The sequence below is a fragment of the Siccibacter colletis genome (assembly GCF_025914095.1).
GTDB lineage: Bacteria > Pseudomonadota > Gammaproteobacteria > Enterobacterales > Enterobacteriaceae > Siccibacter > Siccibacter colletis.
In genome coordinates this window covers 727,708-746,135 of sequence record NZ_CP074352.1, presented here as the reverse complement: position 1 = coordinate 746,135, position 18,428 = coordinate 727,708, and the positions used below count along the sequence as shown (strand labels likewise).

Genomic DNA, 18,428 nt, shown 5'->3' with positions numbered 1-18,428 from the left:
GTTTTCCGGTAGACGTGATGAAGAAGTTTTTACAGCTAATGTGTTTATCGAGCCTGCTTGCCTGGTCTGCCAGCAGCTTCGCGCTGAGTGAATCGGAAGCCGAAGACATGGCCGATCTCACTGCGGTGTTTGTGTTTTTAAAAAATGACTGCGGCTACCAGAATTTGCCCAATGGCCAGATACGTCGCGCGCTGGTGTTTTTCGCCCAGCAGAATCAGTGGGATCTCAGTAATTACGACAGCTTCAATATGAAGGCGCTTGGGGAAGACAGCTACCGCGATCTCAGCGGCATCGCTATTCCTACCGCGAAAAAATGCAAAGCCCTTGCCCGCGACTCGCTGAGTCTTCTCGCTTACGTGAAGTAAGTAAAGTAACGTCAATCCCGCCAGTCCCCAAAGCCATGACCGTGCATCCACGGTCATTGTTAGCTATGATGTTGCGCCCTTTTTACGGGTGTTAATAAGAGGTATCTACCAGTGACCGATAAAAAAATGTGGCACGAAACGCTGCACGATCAGTTTGGTCAGTACTTTGCCGTCGACAACGTGCTCTATCACGAAAAGACCGATCATCAGGATCTGATCATTTTCGAAAACGCGGCCTTTGGCCGGGTGATGGCGCTGGATGGCGTGGTGCAGACCACCGAACGCGATGAGTTTATCTATCACGAAATGATGACCCACGTCCCGCTGCTGGCGCACGGCCACGCGAAGCACGTGCTGATCATCGGCGGTGGTGACGGGGCGATGCTGCGCGAAGTGTGCCGCCATAAAAACGTCGAAACCATTACCATGGTTGAAATCGATGCGGGCGTCGTCTCCTTCTGTCGCCAGTATTTGCCGAACCATAACGCCGGCAGCTACGACGATCCGCGCTTCACGCTGGTGATTGACGATGGCGTCAATTTTGTTAACCAGACGACGCAAACGTTTGACGTGATCATCTCCGATTGCACCGACCCGATCGGGCCGGGCGAGAGCCTGTTCACCTCCGCATTTTACGAAGGCTGCAAACGCTGCCTGAACCCGGGTGGCATTTTCGTGGCGCAGAACGGCGTCTGCTTCCTGCAACAGGATGAAGCCCTCGACAGCCACCGCAAGCTGAGCCACTACTTTGCCGATGTAAACTTCTATCAGGCGGCGATCCCGACCTATTACGGCGGCATCATGACCTTCGCCTGGGCGACGGACAACGATATTCTGCGCCATCACTCCAGCGAAATTATCCAGGCGCGCTTTGCCGCCAGCGGTATCCAGTGCCGATACTACAATCCGGCCATTCATACGGCAGCATTTGCTCTGCCGCAATATTTACACGATGCGCTGGACCGTCAGCCATCCTAAGGGGGTGAACGAAATTGAAAAAACTCAAACTGCATGGCTTCAACAACCTGACCAAAAGCCTGAGTTTTTGTATTTACGATATTTGCTACGCCAAGACGGCGGAAGAGCGCGATGGATACATCGCTTATATCGACGAACTATACAACGCCAACCGTCTGACCGAGATCCTGTCAGAGACCTGTTCCATCATCGGTGCGAATATCCTGAACATTGCGCGTCAGGACTATGAACCCCAGGGCGCCAGCGTCACCATTCTGGTGAGCGAAGAGCCGGTCGATCCGCTGCTGATCGATAAAACCGAGCATCCTGGCCCGCTGCCTGAAGCGGTGGTCGCGCACCTTGATAAGAGCCACATCTGCGTGCATACCTATCCGGAGAGCCACCCGGAAGGCGGGCTGTGCACCTTCCGCGCCGATATCGAAGTCTCAACCTGCGGCGTGATCTCGCCCCTTAAGGCGCTGAATTACCTAATTCACCAGCTGGAATCGGATATCGTGACCGTCGATTACCGCGTGCGCGGCTTTACCCGCGACGTGAACGGCATGAAGCACTTTATCGACCACGAAATCAATTCGATTCAGAACTTCATGTCCGATGACATGAAAGCGCTGTACGACATGGTGGATGTGAACGTTTATCAGGAAAATATTTTCCACACCAAAATGCTGCTTAAGGAGTTCGATCTTAAGCACTACATGTTCCACACCAGACCAGAAGATCTGACAGAGCAGGAACGCAAAACCATTACCGATCTGCTCTGGAAAGAGATGCGCGAAATTTACTACGGCCGCAATATTCCCGCCGTATAAGCCGCACGCGAGGCAGGGACGCTTCGTTAACGCTGATTCATAAAGTCGCGATAGGCATGGATGACCTGCAGGAAATCCTCAACGCCGCAGAAGCACAGGCTCTCTTCATCGTAGTAGCTCATGCCCTCTTCCATCTCGTCGCCGGCAAACTCCAGCTGATTGGCGCGGATAATCACCTCTTCGCCGTCCAGCCACAGAGTATATTCATGCCCGGCGCGCTGCCACTGACGCTCGCTGCCTTTGGTTTCACTGGCCGCCTGCTCAACCTCATCCAGCAGTGCCATATCGCCCTTCACTTCTTCATTAAGCCAGTGGCCGACCGCTTCGTGGCCCATTGACATGCGTACCTTCACCACGCCGGTGATGTCGCGCAAAAATTCGTAATCCATCGTGGTTTCCTCTGCAAAGCCATTACGCTAATTATCGCAGCAGCAGGGAAGAAAAAAAGCATGAGCGGTGAAAGGAGTGAAAATAAAAAAACCCACCGCAGGAGCAGTGGGTTTTTGTTGGGCACGCGGCCCCTGTAGCGGTTATTAAACGGCAGTCTGGAAGATCACACCGTCCGCTTTCTCGGTGTACTGAGAGAGCTGGTCGAAGTTCAGATAGCGATAGGTATCCACCGCCGTCTTGTCGACCTGCGCCACGAAGGTCTGGTACTCCTCCGGCGTCGGCAGTTTGCCGATCAGCGCCGCAACCGCAGCCAGTTCCGCCGAGGCCAGATAGACGTTCGCTCCGGTACCGAGACGGTTCGGGAAGTTACGGGTTGAGGTGGACACCACCGTCGCACCGTCTGCCACGCGCGCCTGGTTACCCATGCACAGCGAGCAGCCAGGGATCTCGATACGCGCCCCGCTCTTACCGAAGACGCTGTAGTAGCCCTCTTCGGTCAGCTGCGCGGCGTCCATACGGGTTGGCGGCGCGACCCACAAGCGGGTCGGCAGCTGGCCCTTATGGGTATCCAGCAGTTTACCCGCCGCGCGGAAGTGACCGATGTTGGTCATGCACGAACCGATAAACACTTCGTCAATGGTGTCGCCCTGCACATCAGAGAGCAGGCGCGCATCGTCCGGATCGTTCGGTGCACACAGGATTGGCTCTTTGATATCGGCCAGATCGATGTCGATCACCGCCGCGTACTCGGCGTCAGCATCGGCTTCGAGCAGCTGCGGATCCGCCAGCCATTTCTCCATGCCCTGGATACGGCGCTCCAGCGTACGGCGATCGCCGTAGCCTTCCGCAATCATCCACTTCAGCAGCACGATGTTGGAAGTCAGGTACTCGATAATCGGTTCCTGGTTGAGCTTGATGGTGCAACCGGCCGCTGAACGCTCGGCGGAAGCATCGGTCAGCTCAAACGCCTGCTCGACTTTCAGATCCGGCAGACCTTCGATTTCCAGGATGCGGCCAGAGAAGATGTTTTTCTTCCCTTTCTTCTCGACGGTCAGCAAGCCCTGCTTGATGGCGTACAAAGGAATGGCGTGAACCAGATCGCGCAGGGTAATGCCCGGCTGCATTTTGCCTTTGAAGCGCACCAGCACGGATTCCGGCATATCCAGCGGCATTACGCCGGTGGCAGCAGCAAAGGCCACCAGACCAGAGCCCGCCGGGAAGGAGATACCGATCGGGAAACGGGTGTGGGAGTCACCGCCGGTGCCGACGGTGTCCGGCAGCAGCATGCGGTTCAGCCAGGAGTGAATAACGCCGTCGCCCGGACGCAGCGACACGCCGCCGCGGTTCATGATGAAGTCCGGCAGCGTGTGGTGCGTGGTGACGTCCACCGGCTTCGGATAGGCGGCGGTGTGGCAGAAGGACTGCATCACCAGGTCAGACGAGAAGCCCAGGCACGCCAGGTCTTTCAGCTCGTCACGGGTCATCGGCCCGGTGGTGTCCTGCGAACCCACGGAGGTCATCTTCGGCTCGCAGTACGCCCCTGGACGAACGCCGGTGACGCCACAGGCGCGGCCCACCATTTTCTGCGCCAGCGAGAAGCCGCGGCTGCTCTCCGCCACATCTTTCGCGTGACGGAAAATATCGCTGTGCGGCAGACCCAGTGCTTCACGCGCACGGGTAGTCAGGCCACGACCGATGATCAGCGGGATACGACCGCCGGCTCGCACTTCGTCAATCAGCACATCGGTTTTCAGCTCGAAGCTGGCCAGCAGCTCGCCGGTTTCGTGGTTGCGCACTTCGCCTTTGAACGGGTAGACGTCAATCACGTCGCCCATGTTCAGGTTGTTCACGTCAACTTCGATCGGCAGCGCGCCGGCATCTTCCATGGTGTTAAAGAAGATAGGCGCAATTTTGCCGCCCAGCACCAGACCACCGCCGCGCTTGTTCGGTACGTACGGAATGTCATCGCCCATAAACCACAGCACCGAGTTGGTTGCAGATTTACGGGAAGAACCGGTGCCCACCACGTCGCCGACGTAAGCCAGCGGGAACCCTTTCTGATTCAGCGCTTCGATCTGTTTGATCGGGCCAACCACACCTGGCTGATCCGGCTCGATGCCTTCACGGGCGTTTTTCAGCATCGCCAGAGCGTGCAGCGGGATATCCGGGCGCGACCAGGCGTCCGGAGCCGGGGAGAGGTCATCGGTGTTGGTTTCGCCGGTGACTTTGAAAACGGTAACGGTGATTTTCTCAGGCAGCGATGGGCGGCTCAGGAACCACTCCGCGTCAGCCCAGGACTGCATCACCTTTTGCGCCCAGGTATTACCGGCTTTTGCTTTCTCTTCGACGTCGTAGAAGTTATCGAACATCAGCAGCGTATGGGACAGCGCTTTCGCGGCAATCGGTGCCAGCGCGTCGTTATCCAGCGCCTCGATCAGCGGATGGATATTGTAGCCACCCTGCATGGTGCCGAGCAGTTCAATCGCTTTTTCAGGGGTAACCAGCGGGGATGTCGCTTCGCCTTTGGCGATGGCGGCCAGGAAACCGGCTTTAACATACGCGGCTTCATCTACGCCTGGGGGTACACGGTTGGTAAGCAGATCTATCAGAAATTCTTCTTCGCCAGCGGGCGGGCTTTTTAGCAGCTCGACGAGTGCGGCCATTTGGGTTGCATCTAAGGGTTTTGGCACAATCCCCTCGGCGGCACGCTCAGCTACGTGCTTACGGTATTCTACTAGCACGACGGTTCTCCTCGCTCTCATTGTCATAGTGCGGCAGGCGTTCTCTTCACGCTCCTGTGAGACAGCAGTTTGTAGGGTATATGCCCGGTACCGCGACGGGCAGCATAGCAGGATTTTGTGGGAGTGTTAATCTGTTTACAAAAAAGCAACATTAAATACTTGCTGAATCGTTAAGCAGCGAATAACACAGTTCATAAGGTCATTTTTGGGCACAAAAAAACCGCCAGCGGCGGTTTCGTTGTTGTCCTGGGTGGTAGCAGGCACCGTCAGACAGGTATTGTGGCAAGTAAGATACGCCGCTGATATTGCCACCGCTTTTCAGCACGCGCAAGCATGCCTGGCTATTTTGCGTACCGCTTTCAGAATTTACATCGGGGTTGCTGGCGAGACGTAAAAACGGTGGGATTGGCGCAAAGGTGAGCATTGATCTACTGGCCGCCCCAGGGGGCGGCCTTTTACATCTTTAGCAGTGATTACAGGATGTTAGCAACAGACTTGGCCAGCTGTGCTTCCAGAACCGGCTTCGCCTCTTCGAACTTCAGGTTAACTTTGTTGGCGTTGGATACTACGCGAGTCTGGTATTTAGCGCGATCGCCTTCAGACGTGCTGGTCTGCAGTTTGATACCGGACGTACCCTGACGCAGTGCAGCGATGTTATCGGTGGTGACTTTCGCTTTGCTGCGCTCGGAGATCTGCAGATCGGTGATCATGGTGAAGTTCACATCTTCCACCATTGCATCTGCCGCCATACCGATCAGGCCCGCTGCCAGGCCAACGCCCAGAGCTGCACCGCCGGAGTTGCTGTTGTAGGCAGTGATGCCTGCACCCAGCGCCGCGCCGGCGACAGCGCCTTCATAACCGCTGCTCAGGAAGCCCTGCGCATCACGCAGATCCATTTTATCGGCTTTCAGCACGTTAGCCTGCACCCAGTAGTACGCGGTATCCGGAGAGCTGGAAACCTTGTAGCCCTTGGCAATCAGATCGTTGGCAATCAGCGTCTGCAGGTTGCTCATGTCTTTGTCAGACGTGTTTTTAACCTGGATGTAGACCGTTTTTTCGCTGGAAGGCTCCAGCCAGATGGTCTGGCTCATCTGGGTTTTCACTTCCAGATTACGTTTCTTGATTGCCGTGCTCATCGCGCCACAGCCTGAAAGCGCCACGGTCGCCATGACCAGGCCTACAACTGCCAGTTTTTTCAAAGACATGTTTCTTCCTTTTTAACGTACAAAAATCCCAGAGTAACGAAGGGAATAAGCCAGGAAAGCCGCAGAGGCTGAAGGATGAAGGCAGCGAGGAAAAAGGTCACAGCAGGCAGAACAATGAAAACACTCCCTGTCCGGCAAATACCATCTATCCATAACACCCTCATCACAGGGAAAGCGAACCGTGCGTTCCTGATGAAAGTTGCAACATTATAAAGAGAGTATCGGCAGAGATGGAGGGATATTTAATCGATAAATCAATCAGATACCTACTAAAAATGGTAGGCAGGCATAAAAAAACGCCTCCGGAGAGGCGTTTTTTGCAAAAGCAGAGATTATTTTTTCTTCGCTTTCGGGTTCGGCAGGTCTGTGATGCTACCTTCGAACACTTCGGCTGCGAGGCCCACGGACTCATGCAGCGTCGGGTGCGCGTGGATGGTGAGCGCGATGTCTTCAGCGTCACAGCCCATCTCGATTGCCAGACCGATCTCACCCAGCAGCTCGCCGCCGTTGGTGCCGACAATCGCGCCGCCGATAACACGGTGGGTTTCTTTGTCGAAGATCAGTTTGGTCATGCCGTCTGCACAGTCAGAAGCGATAGCACGGCCAGACGCTGCCCACGGGAAGGTGGCAGTTTCGTAGCTGATGCCTTTCTCTTTCGCTTCTTTCTCGGTCACACCTACCCATGCCACTTCTGGCTCGGTGTAAGCGATTGACGGGATCACTTTCGGGTCGAAGTAGTGCTTCATGCCGGCGATAACTTCCGCAGCAACGTGACCTTCGTGCACGCCTTTGTGCGCCAGCATCGGCTGACCGACGATATCGCCGATAGCGTAGATGTGCGGCACGTTGGTGCGCAGCTGTTTGTCAACGCGGATAAAGCCACGGTCATCCACTTCCACGCCCGCTTTACCGGCGTCGAGGTTTTTACCGTTCGGCACGCGACCGATGGCAACCAGTACGGCATCATAGCGCTGCGGTTCCGCAGGGGCTTTTTTGCCTTCCATGGTGACGTAGATACCGTCTTCTTTCGCTTCAACCGCGGTCACTTTGGTTTCCAGCATCAGGTTGAACTTGTTGCTGATACGCTTGGTGAAGACTTTAACGACGTCTTTGTCAGCAGCCGGGATAACCTGGTCGAACATCTCAACCACGTCAATGTCTGAACCCAGCGCATGGTATACGGTACCCATTTCGAGGCCGATGATACCGCCACCCATAACCAGCATACGCTTCGGTACGGATTTCAGCTCCAGCGCATCGGTGGAGTCCCACACGCGCGGATCTTCATGCGGAATGAACGGCAGTTCGATCGGGCGGGAGCCCGCTGCGATAATAGCGTTGTCGAAGTTGATCACGGTTTTGCCGTTCTCGCCTTCCACTTCCAGGGTGTTAGCCCCGGTGAATTTACCCAGACCGTTTACCACTTTCACTTTACGGCCTTTGGCCATGCCAGCGAGACCGCCGGTCAGCTGAGTGATAACTTTTTCTTTCCAGGTACGAATCTTGTCGATATCGGTCTTCGGCTCGCCGAAAACAATACCGTGAGTCGCCAGCGCTTTGGCTTCTTCGATAACTTTCGCTACGTGCAGCAGCGCTTTTGATGGGATACAGCCGACGTTAAGGCAAACACCACCGAGGGTGTTGTAACGTTCAACGATTACGGTTTCCAGACCCAAATCAGCGCAACGGAAGGCCGCAGAGTAGCCTGCCGGGCCTGCCCCAAGTACCACGACCTGAGTTTTGATTTCAGTACTCATCATGACCTCTTAATTTTTATCCGGCGGGTCTGACGCTACCCTCTTTTGAGGATATTTTTATTAACGTCCTTCATCCACCGGGACGTTCTATCCGTCCGCATCTTACAAAATTGTTAACAATTTTGAAACAACAAACGGCAAACGAATCCTGTTTTCGCACCTGATAATCCGGCGTTCCGCCAGAAGATTATCAGAAAAAAGCCGGCCGTCGGGCCGGCTTTTTCGCTTACATCACCAGACGGCGAATGTCAGACAGTGTGTTGTTAATGATGGTGATGAAACGCGCACCATCAGCACCGTCGATCACGCGGTGGTCGAAGGAGAGAGAGATTGGCATCATCAGACGCGGCACAAACTCTTTACCATTCCACACCGGCTCCATTGCAGACTTGGAGACACCGAGGATGGCCACTTCCGGCGCGTTAACAATCGGCGCGAAGTGGGTAGTACCCAGGCCGCCGATGCTGGAGATGGTGAAGCAACCGCCCTGCATTTCGCCAGCGGTCAGCTTACCGTCACGCGCTTTTTTGGAGATGGTCGTCAGCTCGCGAGACAGCTCGGTGATGCTCTTCTTGTTCACGTCTTTGAAGACCGGAACCACCAGACCATTCGGGGTATCTACCGCAACACCGATGTTGATGTATTTCTTCAGCGTCAGCTTCTGGCCATCTTCGGACAGGGAGCTGTTGAAGCGCGGCATCTGCTCAAGGGCAGCGGCAACGGCTTTCATGATGAAGACCACCGGCGTGAATTTCACGTCCAGCTTACGTTTCTCAGCTTCGGCGTTCTGCTGTTTACGGAACGCTTCCAGATCGGTGATATCGGTTTTGTCGAAGTGGGTAACGTGCGGGATCATCACCCAGTTACGGCTCAGGTTAGCACCAGAGATTTTCTGGATGCGGCCCAGTTCCACTTCTTCGATTTCGCCGAACTTGCTGAAGTCGACTTTCGGCCACGGCAGCATGCCCGGGATACCGCCGCCGGTGGCAGCAGCAGGCGCAGACTCAGCGCGTTTCACCGCGTCTTTCACATAAGCCTGAACGTCTTCGCGCAGGATGCGGCCTTTACGACCGGTGCCTTTCACTTTCGCCAGGTTTACGCCGAACTCGCGCGCCAGGCGGCGGATCAGCGGGGTTGCGTGAACGTAAGCGTCGTTTTCAGCAAACTCAGATTTGCCTTCCGCTTTCGCCGGGGCAGCAGCCGGTTTCTCAGCTTTCGCCGCCGGAGCCGGGGCAGCAGCTTCCTGCTTAGCCGGAGCCGCAGCTGGTGCCGCGCCTTCCACTTCGAAGACCATGATCAGAGAGCCGGTGGACACTTTGTCGCCGGTGCTGATTTTGATCTCTTTAACGGTACCTGCGAACGGTGCCGGAACTTCCATAGAGGCTTTGTCGCCTTCTACGGTGATCAGTGACTGCTCAGCGGCAACTTTGTCGCCCACTTTGACCATCACTTCGGTAACTTCAACTTCGTCACCGCCGATGTCCGGTACGTTGACGTCTTTCGCGCCAGCCGCGGCTGCCGGGGCGGAAGCCGCCTGCTCGGTAACCTGCGGTTTCGCGTCAGAAGCAGCCGGTGCAGCGCCTTCCACGTCGAAGACCATGATCAGAGAGCCGGTGGACACTTTGTCGCCGGTGCTGATTTTGATCTCTTTAACGGTACCTGCGAACGGTGCCGGAACTTCCATAGAAGCTTTGTCGCCCTCTACGGTGATCAGAGACTGTTCGGCTTCAACTTTGTCGCCAACCTTAACCATGATCTCGGTGACTTCAACTTCGTCGCCGCCGATGTCCGGTACGTTAACGTCTTTTGCTGCCGCGGCTGCAGGTGCTGCTGCCGGAGCGGCTTCTTTCTTCTCTTCTGCCTGAGCAGGTGCAGCGTCAGCTGCACCGTCGGCGGAATCGAAAATCATGATCAGTTTGCCGGTCTCGGTTTTGTCGCCGACAGAGACTTTGATCTCTTTTACGACGCCAGCCTGCGGAGACGGAACTTCCATAGAGGCTTTGTCGCCTTCTACGGTGATCAGCGACTGTTCAGCTTCAACCTTGTCGCCCACTTTTACCAGGATCTCGGTGATCTCTACTTCATCAGACCCGATGTCCGGTACATTGATTTCGATAGCCATTATCTCTTTACCTCTTATGCCAGACGCGGGTTGACTTTATCTGCATCGATATTGAATTTGGTGATGGCTTCCGCTACCACTTTCTTATCGATTTCACCACGTTTAGCCAGTTCGCCCAGCGCTGCTACAACCACGTAAGACGCGTCAACTTCGAAGTGGTGACGCAGGTTTTCGCGGCTGTCAGAGCGACCGAAACCGTCAGTACCCAGTACGCGGTAATCGCTTGCCGGGATGAAGTTACGGATCTGCTCAGCGAACAGTTTCATATAGTCAGTGGAAGCCACTGCCGGTGCGTCGCTCAGAACCTGGGCAACGTACGGTACACGCGGCTCGTCGGCCGGGTGCAGCATGTTCCAGCGCTCACAGTCCTGACCGTCACGGGCCAGTTCGGTGAAGGAGGTAACGCTGAACACATCAGAGCCCACGCCGTAGTCTTTCGCCAGGATCTGCGCTGCTTCACGTACGTGACGCAGGATAGAACCGGAGCCCAGCAGCTGAACTTTACCTTTGCTACCTTCAACGGTTTCGAGTTTGTAGATACCTTTACGGATACCTTCCTCTGCACCCTGCGGCATAGCCGGCATGTGGTAGTTTTCGTTCAGCGTGGTGATGTAGTAGTAAACGTTCTCTTGTTTCTCACCGTACATACGCTCCAGACCGTCGTGCATGATCACAGCGACTTCGTAGGCGTAAGCCGGGTCGTAAGAGATACAGTTCGGGATAGTCAGAGACTGAATGTGGCTGTGACCATCTTCGTGCTGCAGACCTTCACCGTTCAGGGTGGTACGACCGGAGGTACCGCCGATCAGGAAGCCACGCGCTTGCTGATCGCCCGCTGCCCAGCACAGGTCGCCGATACGCTGGAACCCGAACATGGAGTAGTAGATGTAGAACGGGATCATCGGCAGGTTGTTGGTGCTGTAGGAGGTCGCCGCCGCCAGCCAGGAAGAACCTGCGCCCAGCTCGTTGATGCCTTCCTGCAGGATCTGGCCTTTCTCGTCTTCTTTGTAGTATGCAACCTGCTCACGGTCCTGCGGGGTGTACTGCTGGCCGTTCGGGCTGTAAATACCAATCTGACGGAACAGACCTTCCATACCAAAGGTACGCGCTTCGTCAGCGATGATCGGAACCAGACGATCCTTGATGGACTGGTTTTTCAGCATCACGTTCAGAGCACGCACGAAAGCGATAGTGGTGGAGATCTCTTTGTTCTGCTCTTCCAGCAGGGAGCTGAAGTCAGACAGCGCAGGGAGTTCCAGCTTCTCGGAGAAGTTCGGCTGACGAGACGGCAGGTAGCCGTGCAGCGCCTGACGACGTTCGTGCAGGTATTTGTGCTCTTCGCTGCCTTCCGGGAAGGTGATGTACGGCAGTTTTTCCACGTCAGCATCAGCTACCGGTACGTTGAAACGATCGCGGATGTAGCGTACGCCATCCATGTTCATTTTCTTCACCTGGTGAGCGATGTTCTTACCTTCGGCGGTGTCGCCCATGCCATAACCTTTAACGGTGTGAGCAAGGATAACGGTCGCTTTGCCTTTGGTTTCCTGCGCTTTTTTGAATGCAGCGTAGATTTTCTTCGGATCGTGACCGCCACGGTTCAGCGCCCAGATCTCATCGTCAGACCAGTCAGCAACCAGGGCCGCCGTCTCCGGGTATTTACCGAAGAAGTGCTCACGCACGTAGGCGCCGTTTTTGGATTTGAAGGTCTGGTAGTCACCGTCAACGGTTTCGTTCATCAGCTGAATCAGCTTACCGCTGGTGTCTTTACGCAGCAGCTCGTCCCAACGGGAGCCCCACATCACCTTGATAACGTTCCAGCCAGCACCGGAGAAGATGCCTTCCAGTTCGTTGATGATTTTGCCGTTACCGGTTACCGGGCCGTCCAGACGCTGCAGGTTGCAGTTGATGACGAAGACCAGGTTGTCCAGTTTTTCACGGGTGGCGATGGTGATCGCACCTTTGGATTCCGGCTCGTCCATCTCGCCATCGCCCAGGAACGCGTAAACGGTCTGCGCGGAGGTGTCTTTCAGACCGCGGTGTTCCAGGTACTTCAGGAATTTAGCCTGATAGATAGCGCCGATCGGGCCAAGACCCATAGATACGGTCGGGAACTGCCAGAATTCCGGCATCAGTTTCGGGTGCGGGTAAGAGGACAGACCGTTGCCGTGAACTTCCTGACGGAAGTTGTTCATCTGCTCTTCGGTCAGGCGACCTTCAAGGAAGGCACGCGCGTACACGCCCGGAGAGATGTGGCCCTGGAAGTACACCAGATCGCCGCCATCTTTGTCGTTGCGAGCGCGGAAGAAGTGGTTGAAGCACACTTCGTAGATAGTTGCTGAAGACTGGAAAGATGCCATGTGGCCGCCCAGCTCGAGGTCTTTTTTAGACGCACGCAGCACGGTCATGATGGCGTTCCAACGGATAGCAGAACGAATTCGACGCTCAAGGTCCAGATTGCCAGGGTATTCCGGCTCATCTTCAACGGCAATAGTGTTGACGTAGTTGCCAGCACCTGCACCAGCCGCTACTTTCACGCCGCCTTTGCGGGCTTCTGAAAGTAACTGATCGATCAGATACTGAGCGCGCTCAACACCTTCTTCACGGATTACCGATTCGATCGCCTGTAGCCAGTCGCGAGTTTCGATCGGATCCACGTCATTGTGTAAACGTTCTGACATGGGGGTATTCCTTATCTATCTAATACGTTGATTTATCTGGAACCTGTCCCATTGCGTTCTGACGACCAAAACGCAATAAGACAGGTTCTGGGTTTAGTTGCCGCGCATGATGGCGCTTATGGTACAAATCTTCCGGTAAGACACCGGAAAAATACTAATTCTTGCGTTGCTCAAACCGGCGCAGCGAGCGTTCACGACGGCTCTGCTCACGACTGCGGTCCAGCAAAATCTCTTCAATGAACGCCAGATGACGGTGCGATGCCTCACGCGCCTGCTCCGGCTCCCGTGCCATGATCGCCTCGAAAATACGGGTGCGATGGCTGCTTACCATCGGCAGCATTTCCCGGCGAGCGTAGAGCAGTTCAAAGTTCTGTCTGACATTCTGCGCCAGCATGGGTTCCATACAGCGTAGTAAATGCAGCAGCACGACATTGTGTGCCGCTTCGGTGACAGCAATTTGATATTGCACTACGGCGTCTGACTCAGCGTCCAGGTCCCCGGACTCTTGCGCCCGTTCAATCGCTTGATGCAGTTCGCGGATGCGCTCCCGATCTTCTTCGGTGCTGCGCAGCGCGGCATAGTAGGCGGCAATGCCTTCCAGCGCATGGCGCGTCTCAAGCAAATCAAACTGGGATTCGGGATGGTCTGACAGGAGTTCTACCAGCGGATCGCTGAAGCTCTGCCACAGCGTGTTCTGGACAAAGGTACCGCCGCCCTGGCGACGAAGCAGCAAACCCTTTGCTTCAAGGCGTTGGATCGCCTCGCGCAGTGAGGGACGGGAAACGTCGAATTGCTTTGCAAGTTCGCGTTCAGGTGGGAGTTTTTCGCCGGGGCGCAGTGTCCCCTCAAGAATCAGAAACTCCAGCTGCTGCTCAATCACATCAGATAGTTTAGGTTGGCGGATTTTGCTGTAGGCCATTGTTCCCTGTCTCTGCCATCGCCCGGAGTAAATTGGTCATACCAATTTTATCTTCATGACGCTAAAGTAACAAAGTATTCACCTTCTGTCTATCGTGGTTTGATTGAAATCAGGAAACCATACACATTTTAACAACATTCCAGAAATGGCGTTTCAAATATGTAACCTTGCACAAAAACGCCCTTTACTCACAAAGAAGTAATTTTAACTTTCCTGAAACGCCACGCCTCTCATCCTGAACCGTTTCATCAGTTTAAAATATGCATATAAATGCATACGCATTGCGTAAATTGAAACCCGTCAGGGGTAGAAGGCGTAAGCGAAGCGATTTACAAATGGTTTCTTTTTATTCACCTCGTCACTTTCCCTTCACAAAGCAGGTGCATTCGCTGGCGCTTATCACTATTCTTGCCGGGACGGTAGACTTCGACCCAAAATTCCGAATCATTAACCGTAAACATATAATTACACGGTCCGGATTTTGCTATGTACAGTGTAATCACCTGGGCACAGACGTTTTAACCACACACGAGGTTTAAAGATGGAAGGACAACAGCACGGCGATACGCTGAAGCGCGGCCTTAAAAACCGCCATATTCAGCTCATCGCGCTGGGGGGAGCTATCGGAACAGGGCTGTTTCTGGGCAGCGCCTCCGTTATCCAGTCCGCAGGTCCGGGGATTATCCTCGGCTACGCTATTGCTGGTTTTATCGCGTTTTTAATCATGCGCCAGCTCGGTGAAATGGTGGTCGAGGAGCCGGTAGCCGGTTCATTCAGCCACTTCGCCTACAAATACTGGGGCGGCTTTGCCGGTTTCGCCTCTGGCTGGAACTACTGGGTGCTTTACGTGCTGGTGGCGATGGCGGAGCTGACCGCCGTCGGGAAGTATATTCAGTTCTGGTGGCCGGAAATCCCGACCTGGGCCTCCGCCGCAGTGTTCTTCGTGCTGATCAACGCCATCAACCTGACCAACGTGAAAGTGTTTGGTGAGATGGAGTTCTGGTTCGCCATTATTAAGGTGGTGGCGGTTATCGCCATGATCCTGTTCGGCGCCTGGCTGCTGTTCAGCGACAGCGCTGGCCCGCAGGCCACGGTTCGTAACCTCTGGGAACAGGGCGGCTTCCTGCCGCACGGGATGACCGGTCTGGTGATGATGATGGCGATCATCATGTTCTCCTTCGGTGGCCTTGAGCTGGTGGGGATCACCGCAGCAGAAGCGGATAACCCGGAAACCAGCATCCCGAAAGCCACCAACCAGGTTATCTACCGCATCCTGATTTTCTATGTTGGCTCGCTGGCGGTGCTGCTTTCCCTGATGCCGTGGACGCGTGTCACCGCCGACACCAGCCCGTTCGTACTGATCTTCCACGAACTGGGCGATGCGCTGGTCGCTAACGCGCTTAACGTGGTGATCCTGACCGCAGCGCTGTCGGTCTATAACAGCTGCGTGTACTGCAACAGCCGTATGCTGTTTGGTCTGGCCCAGCAGGGCAATGCGCCAAAATCACTGCTGAAAGTCGACAAGCGCGGCGTTCCGGTGGGCACGATTCTGGTCTCTGCCATCACGACCGCACTGTGCGTGCTGATCAACTACCTGATGCCGGGCGAAGCCTTTGGCCTGCTGATGGCGCTGGTGGTATCTGCTCTGGTGATTAACTGGGCCATGATCAGCCTTGCGCACATCAAGTTCCGCCGCAGGAAAGATCAGCAGGGCGTGAAAACGCGCTTCCCTGCCCTGCTCTATCCGCTCGGGAACTACGTCTGCCTGCTGTTTATGGCAGCGATTCTGGTGATCATGGCCATCACGCCGGGTATGGCGATTTCGGTATGGCTGATCCCGGTGTGGGTGCTAATCCTCGGCATCGGCTACTGGATTAAAACTCAACGCAGCGGCAAAACCGCCTGACGCCTCGCTCCCTGCTACCGGATGCCATCCGGGGCGGGGAGCATTTTTTTGCCGTACCGCTGCGCCGTAGTGTTATCTCTCTCACATTTTCCCCGCCACGACACGATTATCCATCTCTGCGCCTCTTTACTGCTGCGCAAAAAATCATAAGCACACCAATAATTTGCTCCATATCTCATGCAGGAGACATGGCGATGCAAAACGCAAAATTATCCATAAAAGAAAAAATTGGCTACGGTATGGGTGATGCCGGGTGCAACATCATCTTCGGTGCCATCATGCTGTTTGTTAACTATTTCTATACCGACATCTTTGGCCTCAGCCCGGCGCTGGTCGGGATTATGCTGCTCTCCATTCGCGTTGTGGACGCCATTATCGACCCGATTATGGGCGCCATTGCCGACCGCACCCACAGTAAATGGGGGCGATTTCGTCCATGGCTGCTGTGGGTCGCTTTTCCCTATGCGCTGTTCAGCGTGCTGATGTTTACCACGCCCGAATGGAGCTACAACAGTAAAGTCATTTACGCGTTCGTCACCTATTTCCTGATGTCGGTGGCCTATACCGCCATCAACATTCCTTACTGCTCGCTGGGCAGCGTGATCACCAACGATCCGCACGAGCGCGTCGCCTGCCAGTCATACCGCTTTGTGATGGTGGGTATCGCCACCCTGCTGCTGTCCCTCACGCTGCTGCCGATGGCGGACTGGTTCGGCGGTGACAATAAAGCGAAAGGCTATCAGATGGCGATGGGCGTGCTGGCGCTGGTCGGCATGTGCATGTTCCTGTTCTGCTTCGCCACCGTGCGCGAGCGTATCCGCCCGGCCGTGCCGAGCAACGACGATCTGAAAGCCGATATGAAGGACATCTGGAAAAACGATCAGTGGGTGCGCATTCTGCTGCTGACGCTGTGCAACGTCTGCCCCGGTTTTATCCGCATGGCCGCGACAATGTACTACGTCACCTGGGTGATGCAGCAGAGCACCAGCTTCGCCACGCTGTTTATCAGCCTCGGCGTGGTGGGCATGATGATCGGCAGTATGCTGGCGAAGGTGCTGACCGATCGCTGGTGCAAACTGAAAGTATTCTTCTGGACCAACATCGTGCTGGCGATCTTCTCAGGCGGCTTTTACTTCGTCGACCCGAGCGCCACCACGCTGGTGGTGGTGTTGTACTTCCTGCTGAACGTGGTGCACCAGATCCCGTCTCCGCTGCACTGGTCGCTGATGGCCGATGTGGATGACTACGGCGAGTGGAAAACCGGCAAGCGCATCACCGGCATCAGCTTCTCCGGCAACATCTTCTTCCTGAAAGTCGGGCTGGCAGTGGCGGGCGCGATGGTGGGCTTCCTGCTCTCGTGGTATGGCTATGACGCCAGTGCGAAGCAGCAAAGCGCCACCGCGGTGAATGGCATTATGATGCTGTTTACGATTATTCCGGCGGTGGGCTATCTGATTACGGCGGGCGTCGTGCGCCTGCTTAAGGTGGACCGCGAACTGATGAAACAGATCCAGGCTGACCTCGAGAAACGCCGCGTTAACTACCGTGAACTGAATGACTACCAGCGTCTGGACGCTGCCGACGCAGTAAGGAAACCGCTATGAATACTTCCCCCTGGCCGAACCCGTTTATTGAGCAGCGCGCCGACCCGTTTATTCTGCGCCACGACGAGAACTACTACTTTATTGCCTCGGTGCCGGAATACGACCGGCTGGAGATCCGCCGTGCCGCCACGCTGGAAGGGTTGCGTGACGCCGCGCCGGTTGTGGTGTGGCGCAAGCCGGACAGCGGGCCGATGAGCGAACTGATCTGGGCACCGGAACTGCACTATATCGACGGCGCGTGGTACATCTATTACGCCGCCGCGCACACCAAAGCACTGGATGAACTCAATATGTTCCAGCACCGCATGTTCGTGCTGGCGTGTGAAGATGCCGATCCGCTCACCGGCCACTGGGTGGAAAAGGGGCAGCTTGTCACGCCGTTCGATACCTTCTGTCTGGATGCCACCACTTTCGTGCATCAGGGGAAACGCTGGTATCTCTGGGCGCAGAAAGCGCCGGACATCCCCGGCAACTCCAATATCTATCTGGCGGAAATGGAAAACCCGTGGACGCTGAAAAGCGCACCGGTGATGCTCAGCAAGCCGGAGTATGAGTGGGAATGCAGAGGGTTTCTGGTGAACGAAGGTCCGGCGGTGCTCACCCACGGCGAACGGCTGTTTATCAGCTACTCTGCCAGCGCAACGGATGAGAATTACTGCATGGGGCTACTGTGGATCGACATGGTCGCCGACCCAACAAAACCGGAGAACTGGCATAAAGCGCCGCAGCCGGTATTTACCACCAGCTATGAGAACCGCCAGTACGGACCGGGGCACAACAGCTTTACGAAAACGCCCGACGGACAGGATGTGCTGGTGTATCACGCGCGAAACTATACGGAGATAGAAGGCGACCCGCTCTACGATCCAAATCGCCACACCCGCCTGAAGCTGATTAGCTGGGATGCCGACGGCATGCCGGTATTTGGCATCCCGCCTGCGGATCATTCATAAA

13 protein-coding genes are annotated in these 18,428 nt (G+C 55.4%); 6 read left to right on the top strand and 7 right to left on the bottom strand.

Annotation, left to right across the window (positions count from 1 at the left end):
- Positions 1-17 precede the first annotated feature (17 nt).
- The 3 genes from KFZ77_RS03660 to speD all read left to right on the top strand — a co-directional run bounded on the left by KFZ77_RS03660 (position 18) and on the right by speD (position 2,152).
- Positions 18-365, top strand: coding sequence for a YacC family pilotin-like protein (locus tag KFZ77_RS03660; protein WP_264385467.1), 348 nt, complete (start codon positions 18-20; stop codon positions 363-365).
- Between the two features lie 111 nt (positions 366-476).
- Positions 477-1,343 carry a polyamine aminopropyltransferase gene (gene speE, locus KFZ77_RS03655; RefSeq protein ID WP_031518515.1) on the top strand — a complete coding sequence of 289 codons (867 nt, stop codon included), beginning with the start codon at positions 477-479 and terminating at the stop codon, positions 1,341-1,343.
- Positions 1,344-1,357: 14 nt separating this feature from the next.
- On the top strand, positions 1,358-2,152 hold the full coding sequence (gene speD / locus KFZ77_RS03650; RefSeq protein WP_264385466.1) for an adenosylmethionine decarboxylase: 795 nt from the start codon (positions 1,358-1,360) through the stop codon (positions 2,150-2,152).
- A 26-nt stretch (positions 2,153-2,178) separates the two neighbouring features.
- Here speD and yacL read toward each other — a convergent pair whose 3' ends face one another.
- The 7 genes from yacL to pdhR form a co-directional block, all read right to left on the bottom strand.
- Positions 2,179-2,541: a protein YacL gene (gene yacL, locus KFZ77_RS03645; protein WP_264385465.1), complete on the bottom strand. Its 363-nt coding sequence runs from the start codon at positions 2,539-2,541 to the stop codon at positions 2,179-2,181.
- A 144-nt stretch (positions 2,542-2,685) separates the two neighbouring features.
- A complete protein-coding gene (acnB, locus tag KFZ77_RS03640) occupies positions 2,686-5,283 on the bottom strand; it encodes a bifunctional aconitate hydratase 2/2-methylisocitrate dehydratase (protein WP_264385464.1) in 2,598 nt (865 codons plus the stop codon).
- Positions 5,284-5,756: 473 nt separating this feature from the next.
- Positions 5,757-6,488: a conjugal transfer complement resistance protein TraT gene (gene traT / locus KFZ77_RS03635; RefSeq protein WP_031518523.1), complete on the bottom strand. Its 732-nt coding sequence runs from the start codon at positions 6,486-6,488 to the stop codon at positions 5,757-5,759.
- A 332-nt stretch (positions 6,489-6,820) separates the two neighbouring features.
- Complete coding sequence (gene lpdA, locus KFZ77_RS03630) at positions 6,821-8,245, bottom strand: dihydrolipoyl dehydrogenase (protein WP_031518524.1); 1,425 nt, start codon at positions 8,243-8,245, stop codon at positions 6,821-6,823.
- Positions 8,246-8,471: 226 nt separating this feature from the next.
- Positions 8,472-10,367: a pyruvate dehydrogenase complex dihydrolipoyllysine-residue acetyltransferase gene (gene aceF, locus KFZ77_RS03625; RefSeq protein WP_031518526.1), complete on the bottom strand. Its 1,896-nt coding sequence runs from the start codon at positions 10,365-10,367 to the stop codon at positions 8,472-8,474.
- Positions 10,368-10,381: 14 nt separating this feature from the next.
- Positions 10,382-13,045, bottom strand: a complete 2,664-nt coding sequence (gene aceE, locus KFZ77_RS03620; protein WP_031518528.1) for a pyruvate dehydrogenase (acetyl-transferring), homodimeric type — start codon at positions 13,043-13,045, stop codon at positions 10,382-10,384.
- Positions 13,046-13,199: 154 nt separating this feature from the next.
- The gene (pdhR, locus tag KFZ77_RS03615) at positions 13,200-13,964 is read right to left on the bottom strand and encodes a pyruvate dehydrogenase complex transcriptional repressor PdhR (RefSeq protein ID WP_031518530.1); all 765 of its coding nucleotides are present in this window, start codon (positions 13,962-13,964) and stop codon (positions 13,200-13,202) included.
- Positions 13,965-14,505: 541 nt separating this feature from the next.
- Between pdhR and aroP the strand changes: the two genes are divergently transcribed.
- The 3 genes from aroP to KFZ77_RS03600 all read left to right on the top strand — a co-directional run bounded on the left by aroP (position 14,506) and on the right by KFZ77_RS03600 (position 18,427).
- A complete protein-coding gene (gene aroP, locus KFZ77_RS03610) occupies positions 14,506-15,870 on the top strand; it encodes an aromatic amino acid transporter AroP (protein ID WP_031518531.1) in 1,365 nt (454 codons plus the stop codon).
- Positions 15,871-16,064: 194 nt separating this feature from the next.
- Positions 16,065-17,474 carry a glycoside-pentoside-hexuronide (GPH):cation symporter gene (locus KFZ77_RS03605; protein ID WP_031518533.1) on the top strand — a complete coding sequence of 470 codons (1,410 nt, stop codon included), beginning with the start codon at positions 16,065-16,067 and terminating at the stop codon, positions 17,472-17,474.
- Complete coding sequence (locus KFZ77_RS03600; protein ID WP_264385463.1) at positions 17,471-18,427, top strand: glycoside hydrolase family 43 protein; 957 nt, start codon at positions 17,471-17,473, stop codon at positions 18,425-18,427. Before KFZ77_RS03605 ends, KFZ77_RS03600 begins: the two co-directional genes overlap by 4 nt.
- Position 18,428: the final 1 nt, after the last annotated feature.

Excerpts from the sequence above, each read along its gene's own strand:
- KFZ77_RS03660 (WP_264385467.1), top strand. The coding sequence starts at position 18 with ATGAAGAAGTTTTTACAGCTAATGTGTTTATCGAGCCTGCTTGCCTGG.
- yacL (WP_264385465.1), bottom strand. The coding sequence starts at position 2,541 with ATGGATTACGAATTTTTGCGCGACATCACCGGCGTGGTGAAGGTACGC.
- traT (WP_031518523.1), bottom strand. The coding sequence starts at position 6,488 with ATGTCTTTGAAAAAACTGGCAGTTGTAGGCCTGGTCATGGCGACCGTG.
- lpdA (WP_031518524.1), bottom strand. The coding sequence starts at position 8,245 with ATGAGTACTGAAATCAAAACTCAGGTCGTGGTACTTGGGGCAGGCCCG.
- aceF (WP_031518526.1), bottom strand. The coding sequence starts at position 10,367 with ATGGCTATCGAAATCAATGTACCGGACATCGGGTCTGATGAAGTAGAG.
- aceE (WP_031518528.1), bottom strand. The coding sequence starts at position 13,045 with ATGTCAGAACGTTTACACAATGACGTGGATCCGATCGAAACTCGCGAC.
- pdhR (WP_031518530.1), bottom strand. The coding sequence starts at position 13,964 with ATGGCCTACAGCAAAATCCGCCAACCTAAACTATCTGATGTGATTGAG.
- aroP (WP_031518531.1), top strand. The coding sequence starts at position 14,506 with ATGGAAGGACAACAGCACGGCGATACGCTGAAGCGCGGCCTTAAAAAC.
- KFZ77_RS03605 (WP_031518533.1), top strand. The coding sequence starts at position 16,065 with ATGCAAAACGCAAAATTATCCATAAAAGAAAAAATTGGCTACGGTATG.
- KFZ77_RS03600 (WP_264385463.1), top strand. The coding sequence starts at position 17,471 with ATGAATACTTCCCCCTGGCCGAACCCGTTTATTGAGCAGCGCGCCGAC.